General features: G+C 33.2%; 21 protein-coding genes and 1 pseudogene. 4 read left to right on the top strand and 18 right to left on the bottom strand.

Annotation, left to right across the window (positions count from 1 at the left end):
* Positions 1-8: 8 nt before the first annotated feature.
* From QIA22_RS05460 to QIA22_RS05380, 17 genes are all read right to left on the bottom strand, one after another.
* The gene (locus QIA22_RS05460; RefSeq protein ID WP_367611718.1) at positions 9-827 is read right to left on the bottom strand and encodes a hypothetical protein; all 819 of its coding nucleotides are present in this window, start codon (positions 825-827) and stop codon (positions 9-11) included.
* Entirely contained in the window at positions 817-1,026 is a 210-nt protein-coding gene (locus QIA22_RS05455) for a hypothetical protein (RefSeq protein ID WP_010259148.1), read from the bottom strand. The genes QIA22_RS05460 and QIA22_RS05455 overlap by 11 nt, the downstream gene beginning before the upstream one ends.
* Before the next feature lie 230 nt (positions 1,027-1,256).
* Entirely contained in the window at positions 1,257-1,649 is a 393-nt protein-coding gene (locus tag QIA22_RS05450) for a hypothetical protein (protein ID WP_367611722.1), read from the bottom strand.
* Positions 1,650-1,664: 15 nt separating this feature from the next.
* Positions 1,665-2,003 (bottom strand): hypothetical protein, encoded by a 339-nt coding sequence (locus QIA22_RS05445; RefSeq protein WP_010256666.1) that lies wholly within the window; start codon positions 2,001-2,003, stop codon positions 1,665-1,667.
* A 12-nt stretch (positions 2,004-2,015) separates the two neighbouring features.
* Positions 2,016-2,849, bottom strand: a complete 834-nt coding sequence (locus QIA22_RS05440) for a hypothetical protein (protein ID WP_010256663.1) — start codon at positions 2,847-2,849, stop codon at positions 2,016-2,018.
* A 35-nt stretch (positions 2,850-2,884) separates the two neighbouring features.
* Positions 2,885-3,394: a structural cement protein Gp24 gene (locus QIA22_RS05435; protein WP_010256660.1), complete on the bottom strand. Its 510-nt coding sequence runs from the start codon at positions 3,392-3,394 to the stop codon at positions 2,885-2,887.
* Positions 3,395-3,940, bottom strand: coding sequence for a hypothetical protein (locus QIA22_RS05430; protein ID WP_010256657.1), 546 nt, complete (start codon positions 3,938-3,940; stop codon positions 3,395-3,397).
* 25 nt (positions 3,941-3,965) lie between these two features.
* Positions 3,966-4,988, bottom strand: coding sequence for an anti-CBASS protein Acb1 family protein (locus QIA22_RS05425; RefSeq protein ID WP_367611724.1), 1,023 nt, complete (start codon positions 4,986-4,988; stop codon positions 3,966-3,968).
* A gap of 11 nt (positions 4,989-4,999) precedes the next feature.
* Positions 5,000-6,190, bottom strand: a complete 1,191-nt coding sequence (locus QIA22_RS05420) for a PBSX family phage terminase large subunit (protein ID WP_367611726.1) — start codon at positions 6,188-6,190, stop codon at positions 5,000-5,002.
* A complete protein-coding gene (locus QIA22_RS05415) occupies positions 6,187-6,525 on the bottom strand; it encodes a hypothetical protein (RefSeq protein WP_010256648.1) in 339 nt (112 codons plus the stop codon). Before QIA22_RS05415 ends, QIA22_RS05420 begins: the two co-directional genes overlap by 4 nt.
* Before the next feature lie 10 nt (positions 6,526-6,535).
* Positions 6,536-7,333, bottom strand: a complete 798-nt coding sequence (locus QIA22_RS05410) for a hypothetical protein (protein ID WP_367611728.1) — start codon at positions 7,331-7,333, stop codon at positions 6,536-6,538.
* Positions 7,334-7,342: 9 nt separating this feature from the next.
* Entirely contained in the window at positions 7,343-8,125 is a 783-nt protein-coding gene (locus QIA22_RS05405) for a hypothetical protein (protein ID WP_367611730.1), read from the bottom strand.
* The gene (locus tag QIA22_RS05400; RefSeq protein ID WP_367611750.1) at positions 8,126-10,756 is read right to left on the bottom strand and encodes a right-handed parallel beta-helix repeat-containing protein; all 2,631 of its coding nucleotides are present in this window, start codon (positions 10,754-10,756) and stop codon (positions 8,126-8,128) included.
* 62 nt (positions 10,757-10,818) lie between these two features.
* Positions 10,819-11,205, bottom strand: coding sequence for a BBA14 family lipoprotein (locus tag QIA22_RS05395; RefSeq protein ID WP_367611732.1), 387 nt, complete (start codon positions 11,203-11,205; stop codon positions 10,819-10,821).
* 2 nt (positions 11,206-11,207) lie between these two features.
* Positions 11,208-11,579: a hypothetical protein gene (locus QIA22_RS05390; protein WP_367611734.1), complete on the bottom strand. Its 372-nt coding sequence runs from the start codon at positions 11,577-11,579 to the stop codon at positions 11,208-11,210.
* Positions 11,579-12,271, bottom strand: a complete 693-nt coding sequence (locus tag QIA22_RS05385) for a DUF261 family protein (RefSeq protein WP_367611736.1) — start codon at positions 12,269-12,271, stop codon at positions 11,579-11,581. The genes QIA22_RS05390 and QIA22_RS05385 overlap by 1 nt, the downstream gene beginning before the upstream one ends.
* A complete protein-coding gene (locus QIA22_RS05380) occupies positions 12,264-12,677 on the bottom strand; it encodes a hypothetical protein (RefSeq protein WP_367611738.1) in 414 nt (137 codons plus the stop codon). Before QIA22_RS05380 ends, QIA22_RS05385 begins: the two co-directional genes overlap by 8 nt.
* A 369-nt stretch (positions 12,678-13,046) precedes the next feature.
* On the opposite strand from QIA22_RS05380, the gene QIA22_RS05375 reads away from it, so the two are divergent.
* The 4 genes and pseudogenes from QIA22_RS05375 (at position 13,047) to bdr (ending at position 16,449) form a co-directional block, all read left to right on the top strand.
* On the top strand, positions 13,047-14,471 hold the full coding sequence (locus tag QIA22_RS05375) for a plasmid maintenance protein (protein WP_367611740.1): 1,425 nt from the start codon (positions 13,047-13,049) through the stop codon (positions 14,469-14,471).
* 29 nt (positions 14,472-14,500) lie between these two features.
* A complete protein-coding gene (locus QIA22_RS05370) occupies positions 14,501-14,893 on the top strand; it encodes a hypothetical protein (RefSeq protein ID WP_367611742.1) in 393 nt (130 codons plus the stop codon).
* A 151-nt stretch (positions 14,894-15,044) separates the two neighbouring features.
* Positions 15,045-15,580, top strand: a pseudogene (locus QIA22_RS05365) (DUF226 domain-containing protein).
* A gap of 59 nt (positions 15,581-15,639) precedes the next feature.
* Complete coding sequence (gene bdr / locus QIA22_RS05360; RefSeq protein ID WP_367611746.1) at positions 15,640-16,449, top strand: Bdr family repetitive protein; 810 nt, start codon at positions 15,640-15,642, stop codon at positions 16,447-16,449.
* 22 nt (positions 16,450-16,471) lie between these two features.
* On the opposite strand, the gene QIA22_RS05355 is transcribed toward bdr, so the two are convergent.
* The gene (locus QIA22_RS05355; RefSeq protein ID WP_367611748.1) at positions 16,472-17,236 is read right to left on the bottom strand and encodes a hypothetical protein; all 765 of its coding nucleotides are present in this window, start codon (positions 17,234-17,236) and stop codon (positions 16,472-16,474) included.
* Between the last annotated feature and the right edge of the window lie 196 nt (positions 17,237-17,432).

The raw sequence follows: 17,432 nt of genomic DNA, 5'->3' as shown, positions 1-17,432 counted from the left end.
TTTGCCTCCTAAATCTTGAAGAACCTTGCATCTTTAATATAGTCGCATGAAAGCGATACTAAGGGTTTTGTTAGAGTAAGCTGGCACTTTAGATCAATTTTTTGATTGTTCAGGTCCTGGCTTGGGTTGTAAGTTGCAATTTGTCCTTCGCCCACCATGAATTTGGTTCTTTGATCTTGATCTGCAATTTGATCTACAAAAAGTACCGTGAACTCGTAATTTGTAGGTAAACTACGTTTTCCAATTTGCCATTGGTCATTATTTTTTGAAATATCTTGTGTTATGAAATGCGATTTTTCTATATATGTATCTAGGATTTCTTCCTTATTAGTTGCGGTTTCTCTAACGGAGTATCCGCTAAACTCAACAGTTTGCTCTGGTATTTTTCCAATTGCCGAGATTGATCCGCAAGTTGTTTTTAGAGTTTCTGTAGCTTTTGTTGAGCTGATGGTATATGAATACCCCAAGCAATATGTTTTGAAAAGTAGAACATCAATTTCATCAGCATTATCACATGCAGCAGATATTTTTGTCAAAAGATCTTTGTTGTAGTAGAAAATGCTACCTTCTTTTAGATCTAAATCTGATGTAAGTTTTGACTTAGAATCAATCTTTTTAACCCTAAAAATGCATTCGCTAATTGACTTCCATTTGCTAGGTTTTGTTATGTTTGAGCCCAAGTCTTTTACAACTAAATTAGTAGGATCTGTTCCAGAAGGTTCATTATTATTTTTGATGTCTGAACCCTTGAAGTTCCACTTGAATTTTTCAATATTGACCGTAACTAGCACTGCGCCAGTCGGCATTCTCAATTTTTCAATTGCCATTTTTACCTCCACGACAATTAATGTAATCAGCGCCATCTATCCTAATTCCCAATGTTGAATCAACCAATGTTACCATTCTTGCATCAGAATTTTCGTCTTCAACCTGGGAATCGTCAATGCTAAAATACTTCAACGAATAATTTAGCATTAGAAACGCCACAATTATATTTGCAATCTCAAGTCCTAAAGTAGGACGCATGTTACACTCTGTGTAAATTATGAACTTTGGACACAAAAGCATCGAGTAATTTTTGCAATGATTCAGAATTTCTCCAGTACTTTTTACTGCAAAGACAATTGATGGCAAGTCTAAGTTTGAACATGCAAACATTTCAGACTTGTAATATACTTTTGTGGTTGTTTGTTTACAAGTAGCCAAGTAAGTTTTCAAATTTTTTTTCAGATTAATGACAAATTCTTCTATGTACTTCATCTAAGTAATTTTGCAGACTCCTTTACTAAATCGCTTGTCCAGTTTGTATATTGGTTTTTAGGTTTTCTCTTCTTCAGAGATAGCCAAATGGGCACTGCTGAGGATTCTATACCCTTATATGCTGCCCAAATTTTGATTTTTGTTAGACTTGGAGCTGGCAAATTGTTGTTATATGCCTGTCCTGAGTCTAGAAATTCAGAAAGAGGGGAGCCTACCTTTACTTTTAAATTAATTCCCAAAGAAGTTTCTTCTAAATCAATATTTGTTACATTCGACAATCGTCCGGGGATATGTGATTTTAAGAAGTCCGACTTTTGTCGGATTTTAAAACCAACGAAACTTTTTGCATTATCAAATATAGATTTTCTTATTTTTTCTCCAATTTCCATTTGTTATCCTTTTGGTCAACCAATATAAAGAAAGGGACAAGAATCAATACGCGGGAATAGGAAATCAAGTTGAGAGAGCAAGTACTTAAATTTACACTCTTTTTGATCTCCTTTACACCTAATATTGAAAACTTCTAAATAAAGAACATCAAGCAAAATTACAAGCCAATTATTGTAAGCAACTCCCATTTGGTACAAGGCCAAAATAGATTTTGCATATCTTAGTACTTCAAAAAGTTGCACTTTTGTTTGATCTGGGATACTAATGCTTCCGTCTTTATTAGTGCACTCAATTCGTAAAGATTCTATCTTAGTAAGATTGATCCACATAATAAGATCGTCAAGTTCACTCATTTGCTAAGTTTGTTACCCATTAGGTTTTGTAACTTCAATTTCAACAACTTCTTGTGGTTGAAAGTGAATTATTCCTGCTGATTCCATTGAGGCATGAATGTAATCTCCGTCTGATGATGCAAATTTTCTAAAGAATATTTCTGACAACATTGGAACAAACATAACTTCTGGATTTGGTTGATAAAGTATAGGATTTTTCAATCCTTTGAAAATCGAAGTTACCACTTTATGATCTCTAAAAAGTGCTTCTTTAACTGTTACATACTGAGGTTCGCTGTATAACTCTAATAAAAGGTGAGAAAAATTGTGAGGAACTAAAAGATGGTAACCCTCATCAAGTTTTTCCATGTGTTTTTCTGCTTCACGTTTTGCAAGTGCTACTTTTTCATACAACGTAAATCCAGTAGTAAGTGTTTCAACAGTAACTTTACTTCTGCCCTTTAGATTTGCAATGCCTTCCATATTGATGTTTTTTTTACCAAAAATAACAGAATGGTATGCATCCTTCATAAGGCCAAGCTCTAGATTAGCCTTTACTTCATCTTCAGTTATAGTTCCGTACATTAGGTCTTTTAGAGAAATTCGCTGTACTGTATCAAATACGTGCATCTTGTAAGCCATCTCTTTGAAGAAAATGCTACTTTTTCCAATTTCATTACTATGATCACCAAAAGTTGCTGTGACATTGTGGTCAACTGTTGCTTTTTTGACAATATAATAACCTTGTCTTAGATCATTTCTACTTATCATCTTGTAAGGCACAAGTTCGGAAAGGCCACCTTTTGCAAGTTGTATTATATCTGCACTGTAACTACCACTTGCTTCTGCAAAAATACTTCTACTCAAAATCTACCTCCTATTTTTTTCACAAATTTTTACGTTCATGCAAATTTTCTGCTACCATTAGACTCAAACTCAGGTCCAATATTAACATCAAGCAAAACTACTTTGCTATTTGCATCAAGACTAACGTCTTTGATTCTACCAACTTGCACACCCCCTTTTCCGTCTTTTACAAGTTTTCCTGCCTTTAAAAACACAAAATCACCAATTTTAGGAGTTGCAAATGTGTTATCTAACATAACGGTTATTTCCCCAGCACGTCTTATTGGAATTAGTTCGCCCGGTGAGTAATTTTCATTTTCTAGTAAAGCAATATCTGCCTTTTTTAAGGCAAATCCACGAATAGGACCAACTCCTGCTGTTGCAGTTGCAGCTTTTACCAGTACTTCTCCCATTTCGCTTGACCCACTCGAATAAACTGGATCTCCCGGTTTGATGATGGGTGATTCAACATCAACTATTGCGGTTTCAGTTTGATGTACGCATGCTTTGTGTTCAACTCCTAAAACGAAATTTTTACATAATTTTGTAAAATCGAAATCTGCCATTTATGCCCTCCCCAAAGTAAATCTATCTTTGTATTTTTGTAATTTTGTCTCGTTAATAATTTGACCTGTAAATCGATTTCTTGCATTTACCATTTGCTTGTACGCTGTAAGTTCTTGTACTAGCAAGCTGATATTGTCGATTTGCGAATCAAGGTCACCTTCCTCGTCAATTTTGAACTTGATGTTGTACTTTTTTTTCATTGCATCCAAAAATGCAAGCTTAGCGTCTTTTACGCTCAGAACATTAGCAAAAGGTGGAGCAATTTCATACTGCTCACAAGCTTTCTCAAGATTTGACAAAATTTTAGAATCTTTGAAAGCATTAGCTTCGGCTTGCCTTTCGGCTTGTTTTCGAGCTTTTATAAAGTTGCTCTCAGCCTCAGCAAGTCGTTTTTCGAAATCTTCTCGTGATATCATGTCTGGCAATTTTTTTGCATCAGCCACTAACCGTTCATATTCCTCTGAAGATATTGTTACAAGTTCTTTGTCATTTTTTGGCAAAGATTCAGAAATTGCAACAGTTTCTTCATTTATTTGTTCTTGCATATTGACCTCCTTAAAATTAAATTTTCTAAATTTGCAAGTACTGATTCATTTCATCTTGTATTTTTAAGTACAAGCTATCATTTCCCATTTCTTTCGCCTTGCTTAAAAGTTCCACATAAGTTGCTAAGGTTTTTGCATGTTTTTCATCAATTTCGGCTTGTTCTTTTTGACTAATTGGTTTTACTGGCTTGTAGCACCAATTAGAGCTTAATCCAAATTTTGAAAGTACCGCATTGATGAATGGCGTTACCATTAGTTTGCATATCTGTTCAATGTTTAGGTAAAAAATATCATAGTTGCCAACGCTGCCTTCTCCAGAAGGAGATATTGGATACAGTATTTCTTTGGGAATTCCCGAATGAAGTGTTATGTCTGATACAATGATTTCAAAAGCATCTCTTAGTGGGCTTACAGATCTTGTTACATTAGCAATATCATCTTCTCTTCCGAGTATCATCATTTTGTGGTTACTATCAAGAACCCCCTCAATGTTTTTTTTAACCTCGGCCAGATCATATGCAGTCATATCCTTGACTGATGGCAGAGTTGCTGATTTAAGGAAAGTAAAATTATTCACCCTTAAAAACCCTACCGTCTCATTAAGTAGCGTGTTCATAATATTGCTACTTTTTTTTAGAGATTCAAAATTTAGAAAAGATGACTTCATGGTAATGATTCTACTTTCATGAATATTTTTTAAGAAAAATCCCTGATCAATAACTTCACCAAAGTTATAACAAAGACAAGGAAATCCCTTTTTTAGTGGCTTGTGTGGATCATCGGAATCTGGAACTACTATATAAAAATGGCTTTCTCCAGACAAAATTGCTGTATAAACCATTTTTTTGATCACGGCTCTGAAATTATTATCAAATAATTTTGAAAGTCCATCATCGACTTTGTGCTCAATATCTCTTGAAGATGCAAACCCCGCGTAAATTTCAGCTATTTGATGTGCAAGTCTTAATTGATCCTGGTGTGGTGTGTATTCACTTACTGGAAATAGTTTTGTTTCTTTAGGTTTTTTGAAAAATTTCATTCTAAACATTAGAAGCTCCTTTAGCTAAAAACCGATATGGCATTGAGAAATGCCGGGATGTATACCAAATCTTTTTGCATAACAAAATTTGTAACTTCGCTATCTTCTGCACTAGATTCATCATAATAATATTCAGTTTCGTTGAACTCTGAAATTACATCAGTGGTTTCGGGTTTGTTTACTACATTAAGATTAGACGGAATCAAATAGTCTGAGAGTGAATACAAGTTTCGTTTTTTTGCAAGCAAAGTACCTCTACCAAAACTAGAAAATACATATTTGAGTTCTTCTCTTGCTGCTGGCAATACAAAAACTCCTTTGAACTTATTAATTTCGGATTGGTAATCAGTTTTTGATAGTAAAACTTTATTACACGCGTTTGTAATAATCACAACTGGAAGATAGGAAATTCTTCCAACAAGAATTTCTAAAAAACAAATTCTGTTGCCTTTAACGTGTATTCCTGTATAATAGCTTCCATTAGCTCTGGAAAGAATATCAGGACCGCACACATTAAATTTTTTTATTAATCTTGCTGTACCAAAATCAAACTCTTCTCCTAAAACCTCAATTCTAAAACCAATATCATTGCCATGATATGCAAGTCTTTGTTTTTCAAGCCAAGCTTGTACGTCTCCACCATTTAAAAATGGGTTGTCACGGTAAGTGCTTTTGATTATACACACAGCGGGATTGTCTTGATTTGATAGGTACCTTTTATATAGCCAGTGTGATTTAGGCACCGGATTGCTTGACATATAGATTCTGCCGCCTTGTTCTCTCATTGTAGGGATAAGCATTTCTATGTCATCAGCGCTAAACTGATTGGCTTCTTCCAGCCACAAGTCCTTAAAATGCGCATAAGATTTTAAGTCTCTTGTATCGTGACCCCCTTCAAAAACAAAAGCACGTTTTTTCCCAAAAATCAAACTCTTACTTTCAATTTTTGCTTTGCTTATATTGAAAAATTTTCTTAAGTTATATATGCTTAAAAGTTCTAAAATTTCTTTGTGTATTGATTGTGTTGTTTTGTTTTTCTTTTTTCTAATTGCAAGAGTATCCCCGCCATCAACACTAAATTTTCTTTCTAAATTAACAGTTGCAATGTCGTAGGTTTTACCAGTTCCCCTACTTGAGTAGTATATGAAAATTTCAGCATTGGGCTTTTCTTTGTAGGCATCAACATATACTGGAAGTCGCCTTAGTCTCATAGTTCACCCTTGTTAATAATTTTGTTGATTTCTTCTTCGGTATAAGAACAACTTTTTACAAAATTCGTACTTGTATTGTTTCCAATAATTAATTTTTCTTTGTTAATAATGTCTAGCACTAAATCTTCAGCTTCACTCATTTCAAAGACCGCAAAAAACATTCTGAATGCATGTAGACTTGTTGCTAGCACATTGCTGTTTGAAAATTCAAACATTTTGTTGACAAACAGTCTAAGCAACGCTTGTTTGCTGGAGTTGTGTACAGTTTGATTATCAAAAGAAAGTTTTTCTTCTATTAATTTTTTTAAATTTTCTTGAATTTGTAAATTGTCCATAATTTTTCTCCTAAAGATCGTATCTATAAAAAGATATATAGCAAGTGTTTTTAGGTTTTGTTTCTTTGGAACCACTTTGCCTTGTGAAAGGTGGTAATAAATATTCGGGGTCTAGCTCTAGGTAATCATAGCCTGTAATAAAGGGAGACATAATCTCCTCAGCAAAATACCAAGTATACCAAGTATCAGCACTACGATAAATCATTGTCATTCTTTTTACTAATTGGCCTTTAAAATTAATTCTCTCGGTGTCAAGCTTATGATAGTGCCTCTTAAAAGAATCACTTTGTCTATCCCCTAAGCTTCTTGACCCATCAGAATCATTGGAGCCGCCAGAATCATAGTGTCTTAAAAATCTGCCCGACAAATTGGGGGCTGAAGATATTCCTAAAGCTTTATATGCGTAGCAATTGCTTGGCAAGCTTCTTCCGTCTGGAATACAAAATTTGTTTGTGTTTGTAAATGCTTGAATCAATTTGCTTCTTGTAAGGATTGATCCTTCCATTGCAAATTTGGCAGTCAAGGCACCGACGGGTGTTTTTTCCAAGAAAAACAAAATCATATGTTCTAAATATTCAATAAGTGAATCTAAATTTGGGGCACTTTTAGTAATTTCATATTCTTTTCTGTTATCAATGTTTTTCCCATCGCATATTGAGAAAGTAAGCTTATCTTTTAGCAAAATTGGTTCTCCAAGAGAGCCCTCATATCCTAGCGAATCTATTTTGTCGCCATTTCTGAATTGGATTCGAGTTTTAGTGTTTTCGAGTTTCTTTTTTATTTCTGTGTAGTCTTCTTGTGTTATCATTGATTTTACCTACCAATCATATCTGTAGAATGAAATATAACATATATTTTTGGGTCGTGTTTCGTCATCTCCCGCATATTTTGTGTAGGAAGGGTATTTCGACGACTCTATTGGGTCACCGTATTCTATATGAGTAACAAAAGAGGTGCTGCCTGTACTCCAATTAGAATCTCTTCTGATGGAGGAGTAACGAGTCACAAGTCGCCCTCGCAGTTCACGCAATAGGTCCAAGTTAATATCATGATCGTGACTCTTATAAGAATCCTCTTGTTCATTTCCCAAGCTTCTTGACCCGTCAGAATCGGTGGAGCCGCCAGAATCATAGTGTCTCAAGAATCTGCCCGACAAATTGGGGGCACGAGATATTCCAAATTTTTCTTTTACAAAACAATTGTCTGGAAGAGATCTGTTATCTGGAATACAAAATTTTTTAGTATCTTCAAAAGCTTGTATCAATTTACTTCTTGACAGTGTTCCTTCCTGGGCGAATTCTGCAGTTAAAAAACCAGGATAAGTATTTTCTAAACACCAATTAACTAACTCTTTTAAATAATCATCTATATTTTCGCCAATAGGGGGTTTGGTATTTTTATTTATGGGATAATATTTTCTATTAGTAGTATCTTTACCATTGCAAATAGCAAATAATTCTTTATCTTTGACAACAATAGGTTCGCCAAGTTTGCCAACATAATTTTTTGCTTCTTCCATAGTTCCAACGCCAAATTGAATTTTGATATTGTCGGCTTGAAGTCTTTTTTTGATGTTTTCAAAATCATCATCACTTATCATCTAAGCAGCCTCCTGTTTGTCTTTAGTGTTTTCCATGTAAGTGCTAAGATCAAGTATTCGGACACCCACATCTGATTTTCTTGTTAAATTAAGGGCAAGTGTGTTTTTTACAAAAGTATCGCGTATGATCAAGTCAAAAGCATGATTTTCAAGTCCAACTTTATTTTCTGTAAACGTATTGTTACTTAGTCTTGCGCTAGTAATATCTTGTAAATGCAGCGCAGTGCCGCTATTTTTGATAAACTGTGTGTCGGTTATTTTCAAACTTGAAAAGTTGGAAAGCTTAAGCGCATTGGTGTTGTTGGTAAAGAAGCTTTCTCTAATTATTGCATTAAGTCCATTTGCAACCGATGCAGTTTTGCTGCCTTGAGCATTAACATTAATTAGTGTTAGATTGGTAACATTTTGTATGTCAAAACTTTGATTTGTAGAATCAAAATTTACATCTTCAAGTAAAATTTTTTTTGTTTTTTTGAAATGCAATGCTTTGTTTAATGCGCACCTAAATGTGACATTTTTGATGTACACAAAGCTTGCATCTGTAACATAGACCGATGATCTGGCCTCTTCTTGCAATGAATATGATGAGCAGAGCACTACAACAGCGGGCTGTGTAAAGCTTTTGTCTTCTAGGTAAGGCGACAGTTCTTCTTGGTTTAGATCTCCTCCGTTAATGTAAAGTTCACTCATTGGTTGTTGACATATGTTAATTCCAGAAAGCCTGAATGATTTTTCTGATGTAAAAATATGTTTAGGAAACCCCGTGCTTCTTATGAAAACTTCGTCATCGCCTTCTATTTCTAAATTGTTTAGTTTTACTTGATCATAAATGTAAAAATCGCCTTTAAGTAGTTTGATCTTGTTAAGTCCAGCTTGTTTTGCAAATTCAATTGAACCATTTAAAGTATTTTCGTCTTTAAACCCGGAGGCTTTAAATTGGTAAGTTTCGGGCCCATCATAATTAAACGGTGCAATAACAACTTTGTGAACTCCAGACAAATAGTCGCTTATTCCTATTTTGGTTGAAGTTGTAAGGTATTCGTAGTGAGTGTAGTCGCCCCAGGTGATTCCTTCGTACTCGTAAAGTTTGATATCCAGATCGAAATTAGTAATTTTTTTTGAAAGTATAAGGAAAAAATGATCAATGCCAATATTGTCAAGTCTAAGTTTGACAAAATCGGTTATATTTAGATTTTGCATTGACCTAAAATTAACAATAGTGTGTCCTTTGACACGTAAGTTTGTTAGGAATTCAAAAAGTCTTACTGCGGATTCTTCGGAAAAAATGAATCTTGTTGTGTATTCAAACTTTTTAGAGTAAAAATCATCAGCATTGTCGGTTTGGAGTACATTTTGAGCTATTGTGTAGAAAACATCACCATAAATGTCAAAGTGGTAAATATATTTGGAGCCTTGACTACTAGAAGTGTTTCTAAACCAAAGCTTAGCCTTTGTTGGAAAATATTCTTTATTTTCAAGCTTGATGGAGGAGTCGGCACTAAACCTTGCTTCAAGGTTATGAGTTGAGATTATTGCTAAATGTTCATTTATGGCGTAGTGGTCGTGCCAAACTTCGCGCCTTTTGAAGTCCCATTTGTAAACTGTGTCTAGCCAGCTAGGATCGTATTCTTGAAAAACACTGCTTCCGACCTTGTCTGCAAAGTCGGGGTAAACTACACCTTTTTGAAGAACTGCAACGTACAGTGCCCCATCGGTACCAGCAACATTGATTGGGGCTGAGTACAGTGGTCGTTTTTTGGACATTGCTTCTTCTTTGCTTTGGAATTTGCCTTCTCTCCAAATAACTTTAGTTGAATCGTAGCTACTGGAGCTACTTTTTGACATAACATAACTTTCAGCATCCACAGTACAAATTTCAATTTCTTTAGTAATAACTTCGCTTTTCCAAATTGGAAGTATTTGTAGTTTGCCGACTGAAGAGAAAGTGTATGCGTATCCGAATTCATACAACAAGGCTTGCAAAATAGTTTCGACATCTTCTCCAGAATCAATGATTACAGCGGGGACTTTATCAAGTATTGCTTCGCTAGCATCATCATCAATAAGGTCTTTTAGTTTAGTTTTTTCTATTATTAGGTGGACAAGTGAGAGCTCTTTTGCCAAAGGATTGTATACAAAAAGCCAGTCTGGTGAAAAATTGTTTGGAAATTGAACTGGATTTTCGAATGCAATCTTTAGTAGGCTAGAGTAGTCATTAACTGTGAATGATACACTTTTGGTGCTATTGAATAAGTCTCTGCTGAAAAATTTTTCTAGAATTCCCCTAAAAACGGGTTTATTGTTATTATTTACTTTTACGAAAATGTCTTCGTTTCTGAAGAATAAGAAATTCAAAAACTCTTCTGATAGGCCGCTTACACTAAAGCTGAACGTGCTTGCTGCTGTTTTTAGGCTTGGATCAACTATTTTTTCTTCTAGAACAATGCTTGTAGTGTTAACAAAAGGGGTAAGTTCAAAAATTTGACCCTCGTCCGTGTAGAATACAATGTCAAGCTCCAAAGAAGTACAATCTTCTGTTGTATCTTCTTTGGCACTTGATATTTCTGTAGTTTCGTTGCCTTTTTCAACTTCTTGACTTAAATCAGCGATTTCTGAATTTTCGTCAGCAATTTCCGGACTTTTCAAATTAATTTCTTGAACTACATCCACTTGATCTTGCAATTTACCGTACCTTATCTTCTGCTATATTTTTTGTAGCAATCGAATACAATAGGTTCAGTTTTTTCTATGTATCGCTTATAGTATGCGATTCGATTTTTTAACATATTGGTGTCATCGGGTTCATTTTCATCGTCAACCTCAGGATTAAAATTTTCAAAAATGGGAAACTTTTCACCAACATAGTGCTTGTTAGCATAGGCTTTTACAGACAAAAGCCAAACATTCAAAGAAGTTGCGTATCTAAAAAGTTCCGCCTCATCAGAAATTAGGCTTGAAATATCTTCTTTATTTGTTAATGTTGGGGTTTTAGGAAGCGATGGTATTGATTCACAAGAAAGTAGTAGTAAGAGTGCCCAAAAAATACCTATGAAACTAATTTTTGCTTTAAATTTTTGCATTGTTATCTCCCGTGAACTTGATTTTGTAAATCGTTTAGCATTTTTTTTGTAACTTCGTCTCGAAGCTTAATGAGTTTTCTGTATTCGCAAAAGCTACCTCCAGAATTTCTGTAAGCCTCACAAGCTTGTATTGAAAGCTCAATGGTGTCTTTTAAGCGTTTGTCAATTTGCTCAACAGCAGCTTTGTCCTCATTGCTTTTTTCGATTTTGTCTTTCAAAAAAAACACTAACCTTAAAAGTGAGCTTGTGAAGGCCATTCCTTCGTTCACTATGTCTAATTTTTCTCTACCAAAAGAACTTTCAAACCCTTTTAGGAGTGCATTTTTTACATCCACTGCGTCTAGCAGCGCATTAATATTTTTTACTGCGTTCATTACGCTACCTCCAAATTGTTTCTAAATTTTGCATTGTAAAGTTCTAGTCTGTTCTTTACGCGCTGTACTATTGCTTTGTTTTGAATTTTGAAAACTCTTAGCGAATCTATGTACCCGTTAGAAACGGCCTTAGAATTGCCAAGTGAATCCCAAATTACGGTTTTTCTGTCGTTTGCCACAATTACAAAATGGTAAAAACTAGAACTTTCGTCTTTGTACTTTGCAATCAAAATATCCGATTCTAAAGGCACGTAAGAACTCGGATAATGTTTTTCGTCAAAGTAAATATCTTCGTCAATACCTAAGTTTGCAAATATTGCGTTTGGAGAATTTACAAACGCATTGTCACCCCTTAGACAGCCTTTACTTACAAGTCCCTTGAAAAGTAAATCAATCTCAAAACAATCGAAACATTTTTCGACGTTGTTTTTGATTTCTTTTACTACAAAGCCAACAAACAAAATGCAAAGGAAATAACACCCAAATTTAGAGATAATTTCGTTTTGTTCTTTGAATTTCATTTGCAAAGGCACCGCAAGTCTGTGAATTTCGACTTCCTTGAAAGTCACTTTGTCGAACTTTTTGAATTGCTCTGCACTTTCTAGTAATTCTGATTTGTACTTTTTTATGAAATAATCTTTCAAAAGATTATAGAAAAAATTGTAAATACTTAAAAATATTTTGTTATTCATTTAGCTTTTCCAATTTCATTGATCTTAGTTGTTCTCTTAGAATTTCTTCTGCTTTAATTCTTTCTTTTACGAGAATATTTCTAATTTCTTGTGCTAAGTTTTCTTTGTTTACAGTGATAATGAAATCCGTAGTTCTTTTTAGATCTTCTTTTACTGAATTTTTCATTTCTTCGAATTCGGTTTTAATTTTAGTGTCGTAATAATTCTCAAGTTCTTTGAAAACTTCTTTCTTAACAACTTTGTAGTAATTTTCGAGCTCTTTGAAAACTTCAGCCTTGACCTTAGCTGCTTGAGTTTTGATGTCTGCTAGAAGTCCTTTAAAAGCGTATGTACCAATTCCAGAAATTGATATTATTAGCATGGCTATGATACTGCTTACAATATTTACTTTCTTTAGTTTTGCCATATACCCCCTCCATCAGATTTCAATTTTTTTTATAAAAAAAAAATCATATTTCACCCACTTTGCACGTGTACAAAATAAATAAAACATGACTTTAGCTAATTCAGACTATTTAGTCCAAATTATCTAATAGTGCTTTCGCAGTATTAGATTTTGTAAAATATACAACTTTTTTGTTAAAAACCAAATAATTTTGTATTTTTTTTGAAAAAGCCAAAATTTGTTATACAATATTTTCGTGAGAGGATTTTTCATAAAATTACCTCCACAGAATTTTGAATTTAATTGAGGAAGGAAAAGAAAAGTCTAGTCGCATGTGCAACCAGACTTTCACCCTTTCATCACTAATGATGAATCGGTTTTAATTTCCATATGAAAAATATTTTATTAGAAAAAGCTAATTTAGACAAATCCAATTCACAAAACTTGCTTATTAAGTTAGTGGAGAACAATTATAAAAAGACTTGTACGGATACTGTAAAAGTATCCTACGTTGAGTCTTTGATCAAAAAAATGTGTGTAAACCCATACAAAAGGTTGCTGAAAGTTTACTGGGCAATCAGTGTTAAAAATAAAGACTACAAAAAAACATTTGGAGTTGAGCGTTATTCGGCTTGTGACATTTACAGAATTGTAGCAAAACTTCTTGAAAAAGATGGAAAAAGAGCTGTTTGTAATCGTACTGTCCAGCGAGACATTAAGATTCTAAATGATCTTGGCCTAATTCAAACCGTACTCCGAAAATTCGGAAAACACAAAACCGGGCATGGAAGTGTTGCACATTATATTCAAAACATGCAATTTGTAGGCTACCACAAAGAAATAATTTGGCAATATTTCGTATCTTTACTTGAAGAAAAACTTGCAAACAAAAAAATAGTAGGCGACTTCGACTGGAACATTCAAAATGCGGTGTTCAAAGTTTCTAAATTCCAAAATATCCAAAACAAATTTCAAAATCATACTAAGAATTCCACATCCTTTAGGTTTGTTGATAATAAAGTTTCAGAAAAAATTTCCTATGGGACTTTTGAACAATCATGCGACATTACTTTACACAGTCAGCACAGTAAAAGTCGTGTCAATACTATGTCGCCTCATGAGTCGCCGCCTGTTATTAATAAAGCTAATATAAGTAATATTAAGTATAAGAATTCTAAGAATTCTTATGTTAATTCAAAAATTCTAAAAAACAATATTAATTTTGAAAAAAAAGACGTAGAGTCTCGACTTATTCAAAGAGACATTCCAAAAGATTTCCTTTACAGAGTAAAAGATCTTAGCAATAATGAATCAACTTACAAAAATGCGCTTAATAATTTGGAAACGGTTCTAGATGATCATCAAAATGCCAAAGTAAAGTATATACTCGAGCATTTCTTAGAACAATTTTCTGAATATCGTTATAAGGTTTGGATGATGATGAAGCGTAATGATGGGGTTATTAGTGATTATGATCTAATTTGGAAAGATCGATTCACAGAATTTGTAAATAAAAAGGTTGAGCTTAATGATTATGTGAAAAAAGTGCTTGCAATAGAAGCTAAAGAAAGAGAAAATCGTAGTAGAGAGCGTTTAGAGAGATCGAATGATCAATCGCAAGCACAAGTGCAAACGCAAACAAGGGAATTGTCAAATAATCAGAGGCAAGATAGCGTAAATACGCCGCCGGAGAGAATTTACTTGGGGGAGAATAGAAATAACATATATGGAAGAAGTAACATCGTTAAGGATTCTTCGGGGTTCAAGTCTCTCAAAGGCCTTACACTTGATAGTTTGGGAATTACTAAAAAGTAATTTGAGCCTATTTGGCTTTAGGAGGTAAAATGAAAATAAGAATGAAACATTTAGTAAGAAGACTTTACTTGAGAAGGGACAAAATTTGGCATGTTTACATGAGCACGGAAATTCAAAACAAAGCTAAGGACAAAAGCATTACCAATTTTCCCCATTTGAAACCAGAAGATTTGGACTACGAGTACGTTTACAAGTTCGTGGATGAGTGGATTCAGAAGAAATACAACGATAAATTAGGGTTTACCATCCAGAAGGTAGATGGTCTTGAATATATTTGTAAGGCAAAAAGGTATGCCAGTTTAAGGAAAATATTGGCTAGGATTGTAAAAGACTATAAAGAAATATTTCTTGGTAGGTTGCAGAAGGCTCCTGGTGCTGCGGCAGTTCCCGGATCGGGAGGTAAGAGGCAAAGTGGAAGTTAGAAAGGAGTGATGTATTAATTTTAGGATAAAAAGGGTAGTAAAAAGCCCAGTAAAAACACCAACTAAAAAAAAGGTTGTTGTAACTACTAAAAATCAAATACCTTTTCATAATCATACTTTTTTCAAAAAAGAGATTTTGGAGGGTAAGGTCATGTATCATACAAGATTGATGAATGTTTTGTGGGCTTGGAGAGCCAGCAAAAAAATGTTTGCAATTTTCTTTGCCAATACGTTGAACAAAGAGAAAAAGGCGGTTTACTTGTACCCGTTGAAAGAGGGTGATGTGTTTTACGGAATTTTTTACGGATACAAAAAATCAAGGGAAATAGGTTTTTCACCGATTATGCGTCTGTTTGTAGATTTTCTAAAAAAAATTTCAAAACCTTCAATAAGGCTTATTACCTTGAATTTAGGTTCAAAACGGGAAGTGTGTTTATGTATGTTCATACTATATCTTATTTCGTTGACGGCCGGAATATTCGGTCTATTAGAAAATTGTATAAGAAAATTTTGAAGTTAGAACAAGAAGTGTTTAAGTTTTACTCCAAAGATTTACAGCCCGAAGGAATTATTACTAAGTGGGTTGCAAAAATTAAGCAAAAAAGGGAAGAAAGACTAGATCAAATTGGTAATCTGATCAATCCCCCACCCCATCTGCGTGTACGCAGTCGATTTCGTAAGTTTTGAAAATGAGCTGTTATTTAGCCTTGATTTGTGTTATAATGTATTTAGCAGGTGAGTAAATTATGAAATCGGCATTGACAAACAATAATATTACTGAAGAACAAATATATAGAGAGTTTCTACGATTGGGTATGGAACAACTAATAGCTCAAGATTTGTCAAAAAGATATTATCACAATGAACTAACATATAGAGATTTAGAAAATTTAGAAAAACAATTTGGTATAAAGTTTGACAATCTTGTTACTAAGATTGATAGCGTAGAAAAGAATTTAAATCTAAAAATAGATAATTTAGATACTAAGATTGATACTGTTAAAAATGAACTTACTACTAAGATTGATACCGTAGAAAAGAATTTAAATCTAAAAATAGATAATTTAGATACTAAGATTGATACCGTAGAAAAGAATTTAAATCTAAAAATAGATAATTTAGATACTAAGATTGATACCGTAGAAAAGAATTTAAATCTAAAAATAGATAATTTAGATACTAAGATTGATACTGTTAAAAATGAACTTACTACTAAGATTGATACTGTTAAAAATGAACTTACTACTAAGATTGATACCGTAGAAAAGAATTTACAAAAAGATATGTTTAATTTGGAACAAAGGCTAGAAACAAAGCTGGAAGCCAATAACAAACTTCTTTTGGAAAAGCTGGAAGCCAATAACAAACTTCTTTTGGAAAAGCTGGAAGCCAATAACAAAGTTTTTTCGGAAAAGCTAGAAGCCAATAACAAAGTTTTTTCGGAAAAGCTTAAAGTCAGCAACAGAATAGTTATTATTGCAGTAGTAGTTGTGCCCACTGCTATATCTATTCTAACTCCCTTCATTACGTCATTAATTAGCAATTATTTCAAATAGAAATTGCAAAGAATTTTTTACTTTAATCAAGAAAAAAAATTTTAGATATAATGCGCTTTTGCAATTTGCAAGTATTTTTGTAGATTCCCAGTTTTTTTAGGTTAGCATTAATGTATAGCGTTAGAGTATGTAAATTTTTGCAAGGTTCCTTTTCAGTAATAAAATTTGAAATCAAGTTTGTAATAGTTGATTTAAGCTCGTTGGAGCTGTTTTTATAATGATTTAGATTGCTTTGATTGAGCTTTAGAGGTGCAAATGATTTAATGTAATTGAGTTTTTGTGATAGATTTAATATACAAGGTGTTTTAACTAACAAAAAGTTTTGTGAGTTAGAGTTATATGTAATTTCGTTTAGAGTTTCTTTTGACTTTGCAATCAAAGAGTAAATAATTTTCAGTTGTTTAGTAGTAATCCCAAAACCAAATATATTGTTTGCCACATAATTAATTCTACGCGCATCAATAGATAGTAATCTATTTTTGTCTAAATTTTCAATACATCTGGAAATTTCATTAGAGCAAATTAGAGAATATGTTTGAATTTGTAAACCGTTATCCAATGCATAAGAAAGTATATTGGATTTGAAATTGTAAGGAGTTTTGATATTTTGATTTTTTAGATGAGCTAATGAAATTCCAGAAGCCATAATAATTCCAAGTAATTGGTGAGTAGTGCTAGTAGAATTGATAAGATGTTTGCTAATCAGAATAAATTCATCCGGATTTATTCTGTAAAAATTTTTCTGTTTAGCAGATTTTTTTTTAAAAAAGAACTTGAATAAAAACATATAAACATTATACACTTTTAGTTAAAAATTGCAAAAATTAAAGTTGTATTATTTCGGGTTAAAGTTTTATCATTTTAAAAAATTCTAGTTAAAGTTGTATTATTTCGGGTTAAAGTTTTGCTGCTTGGTAGGTATAGTTTTAGCTATTTAGGTTAATCTTTAGAGTGGAAATATCTATACTAATTAAAAATTATAT

It is taken from the genome of Borreliella kurtenbachii (assembly GCF_030437945.2).
Taxonomy (GTDB): domain Bacteria; phylum Spirochaetota; class Spirochaetia; order Borreliales; family Borreliaceae; genus Borreliella; species Borreliella carolinensis.
Note: the sequence above shows the minus strand (reverse complement) of the source record. Positions and strands in the feature narration are given on the sequence as shown.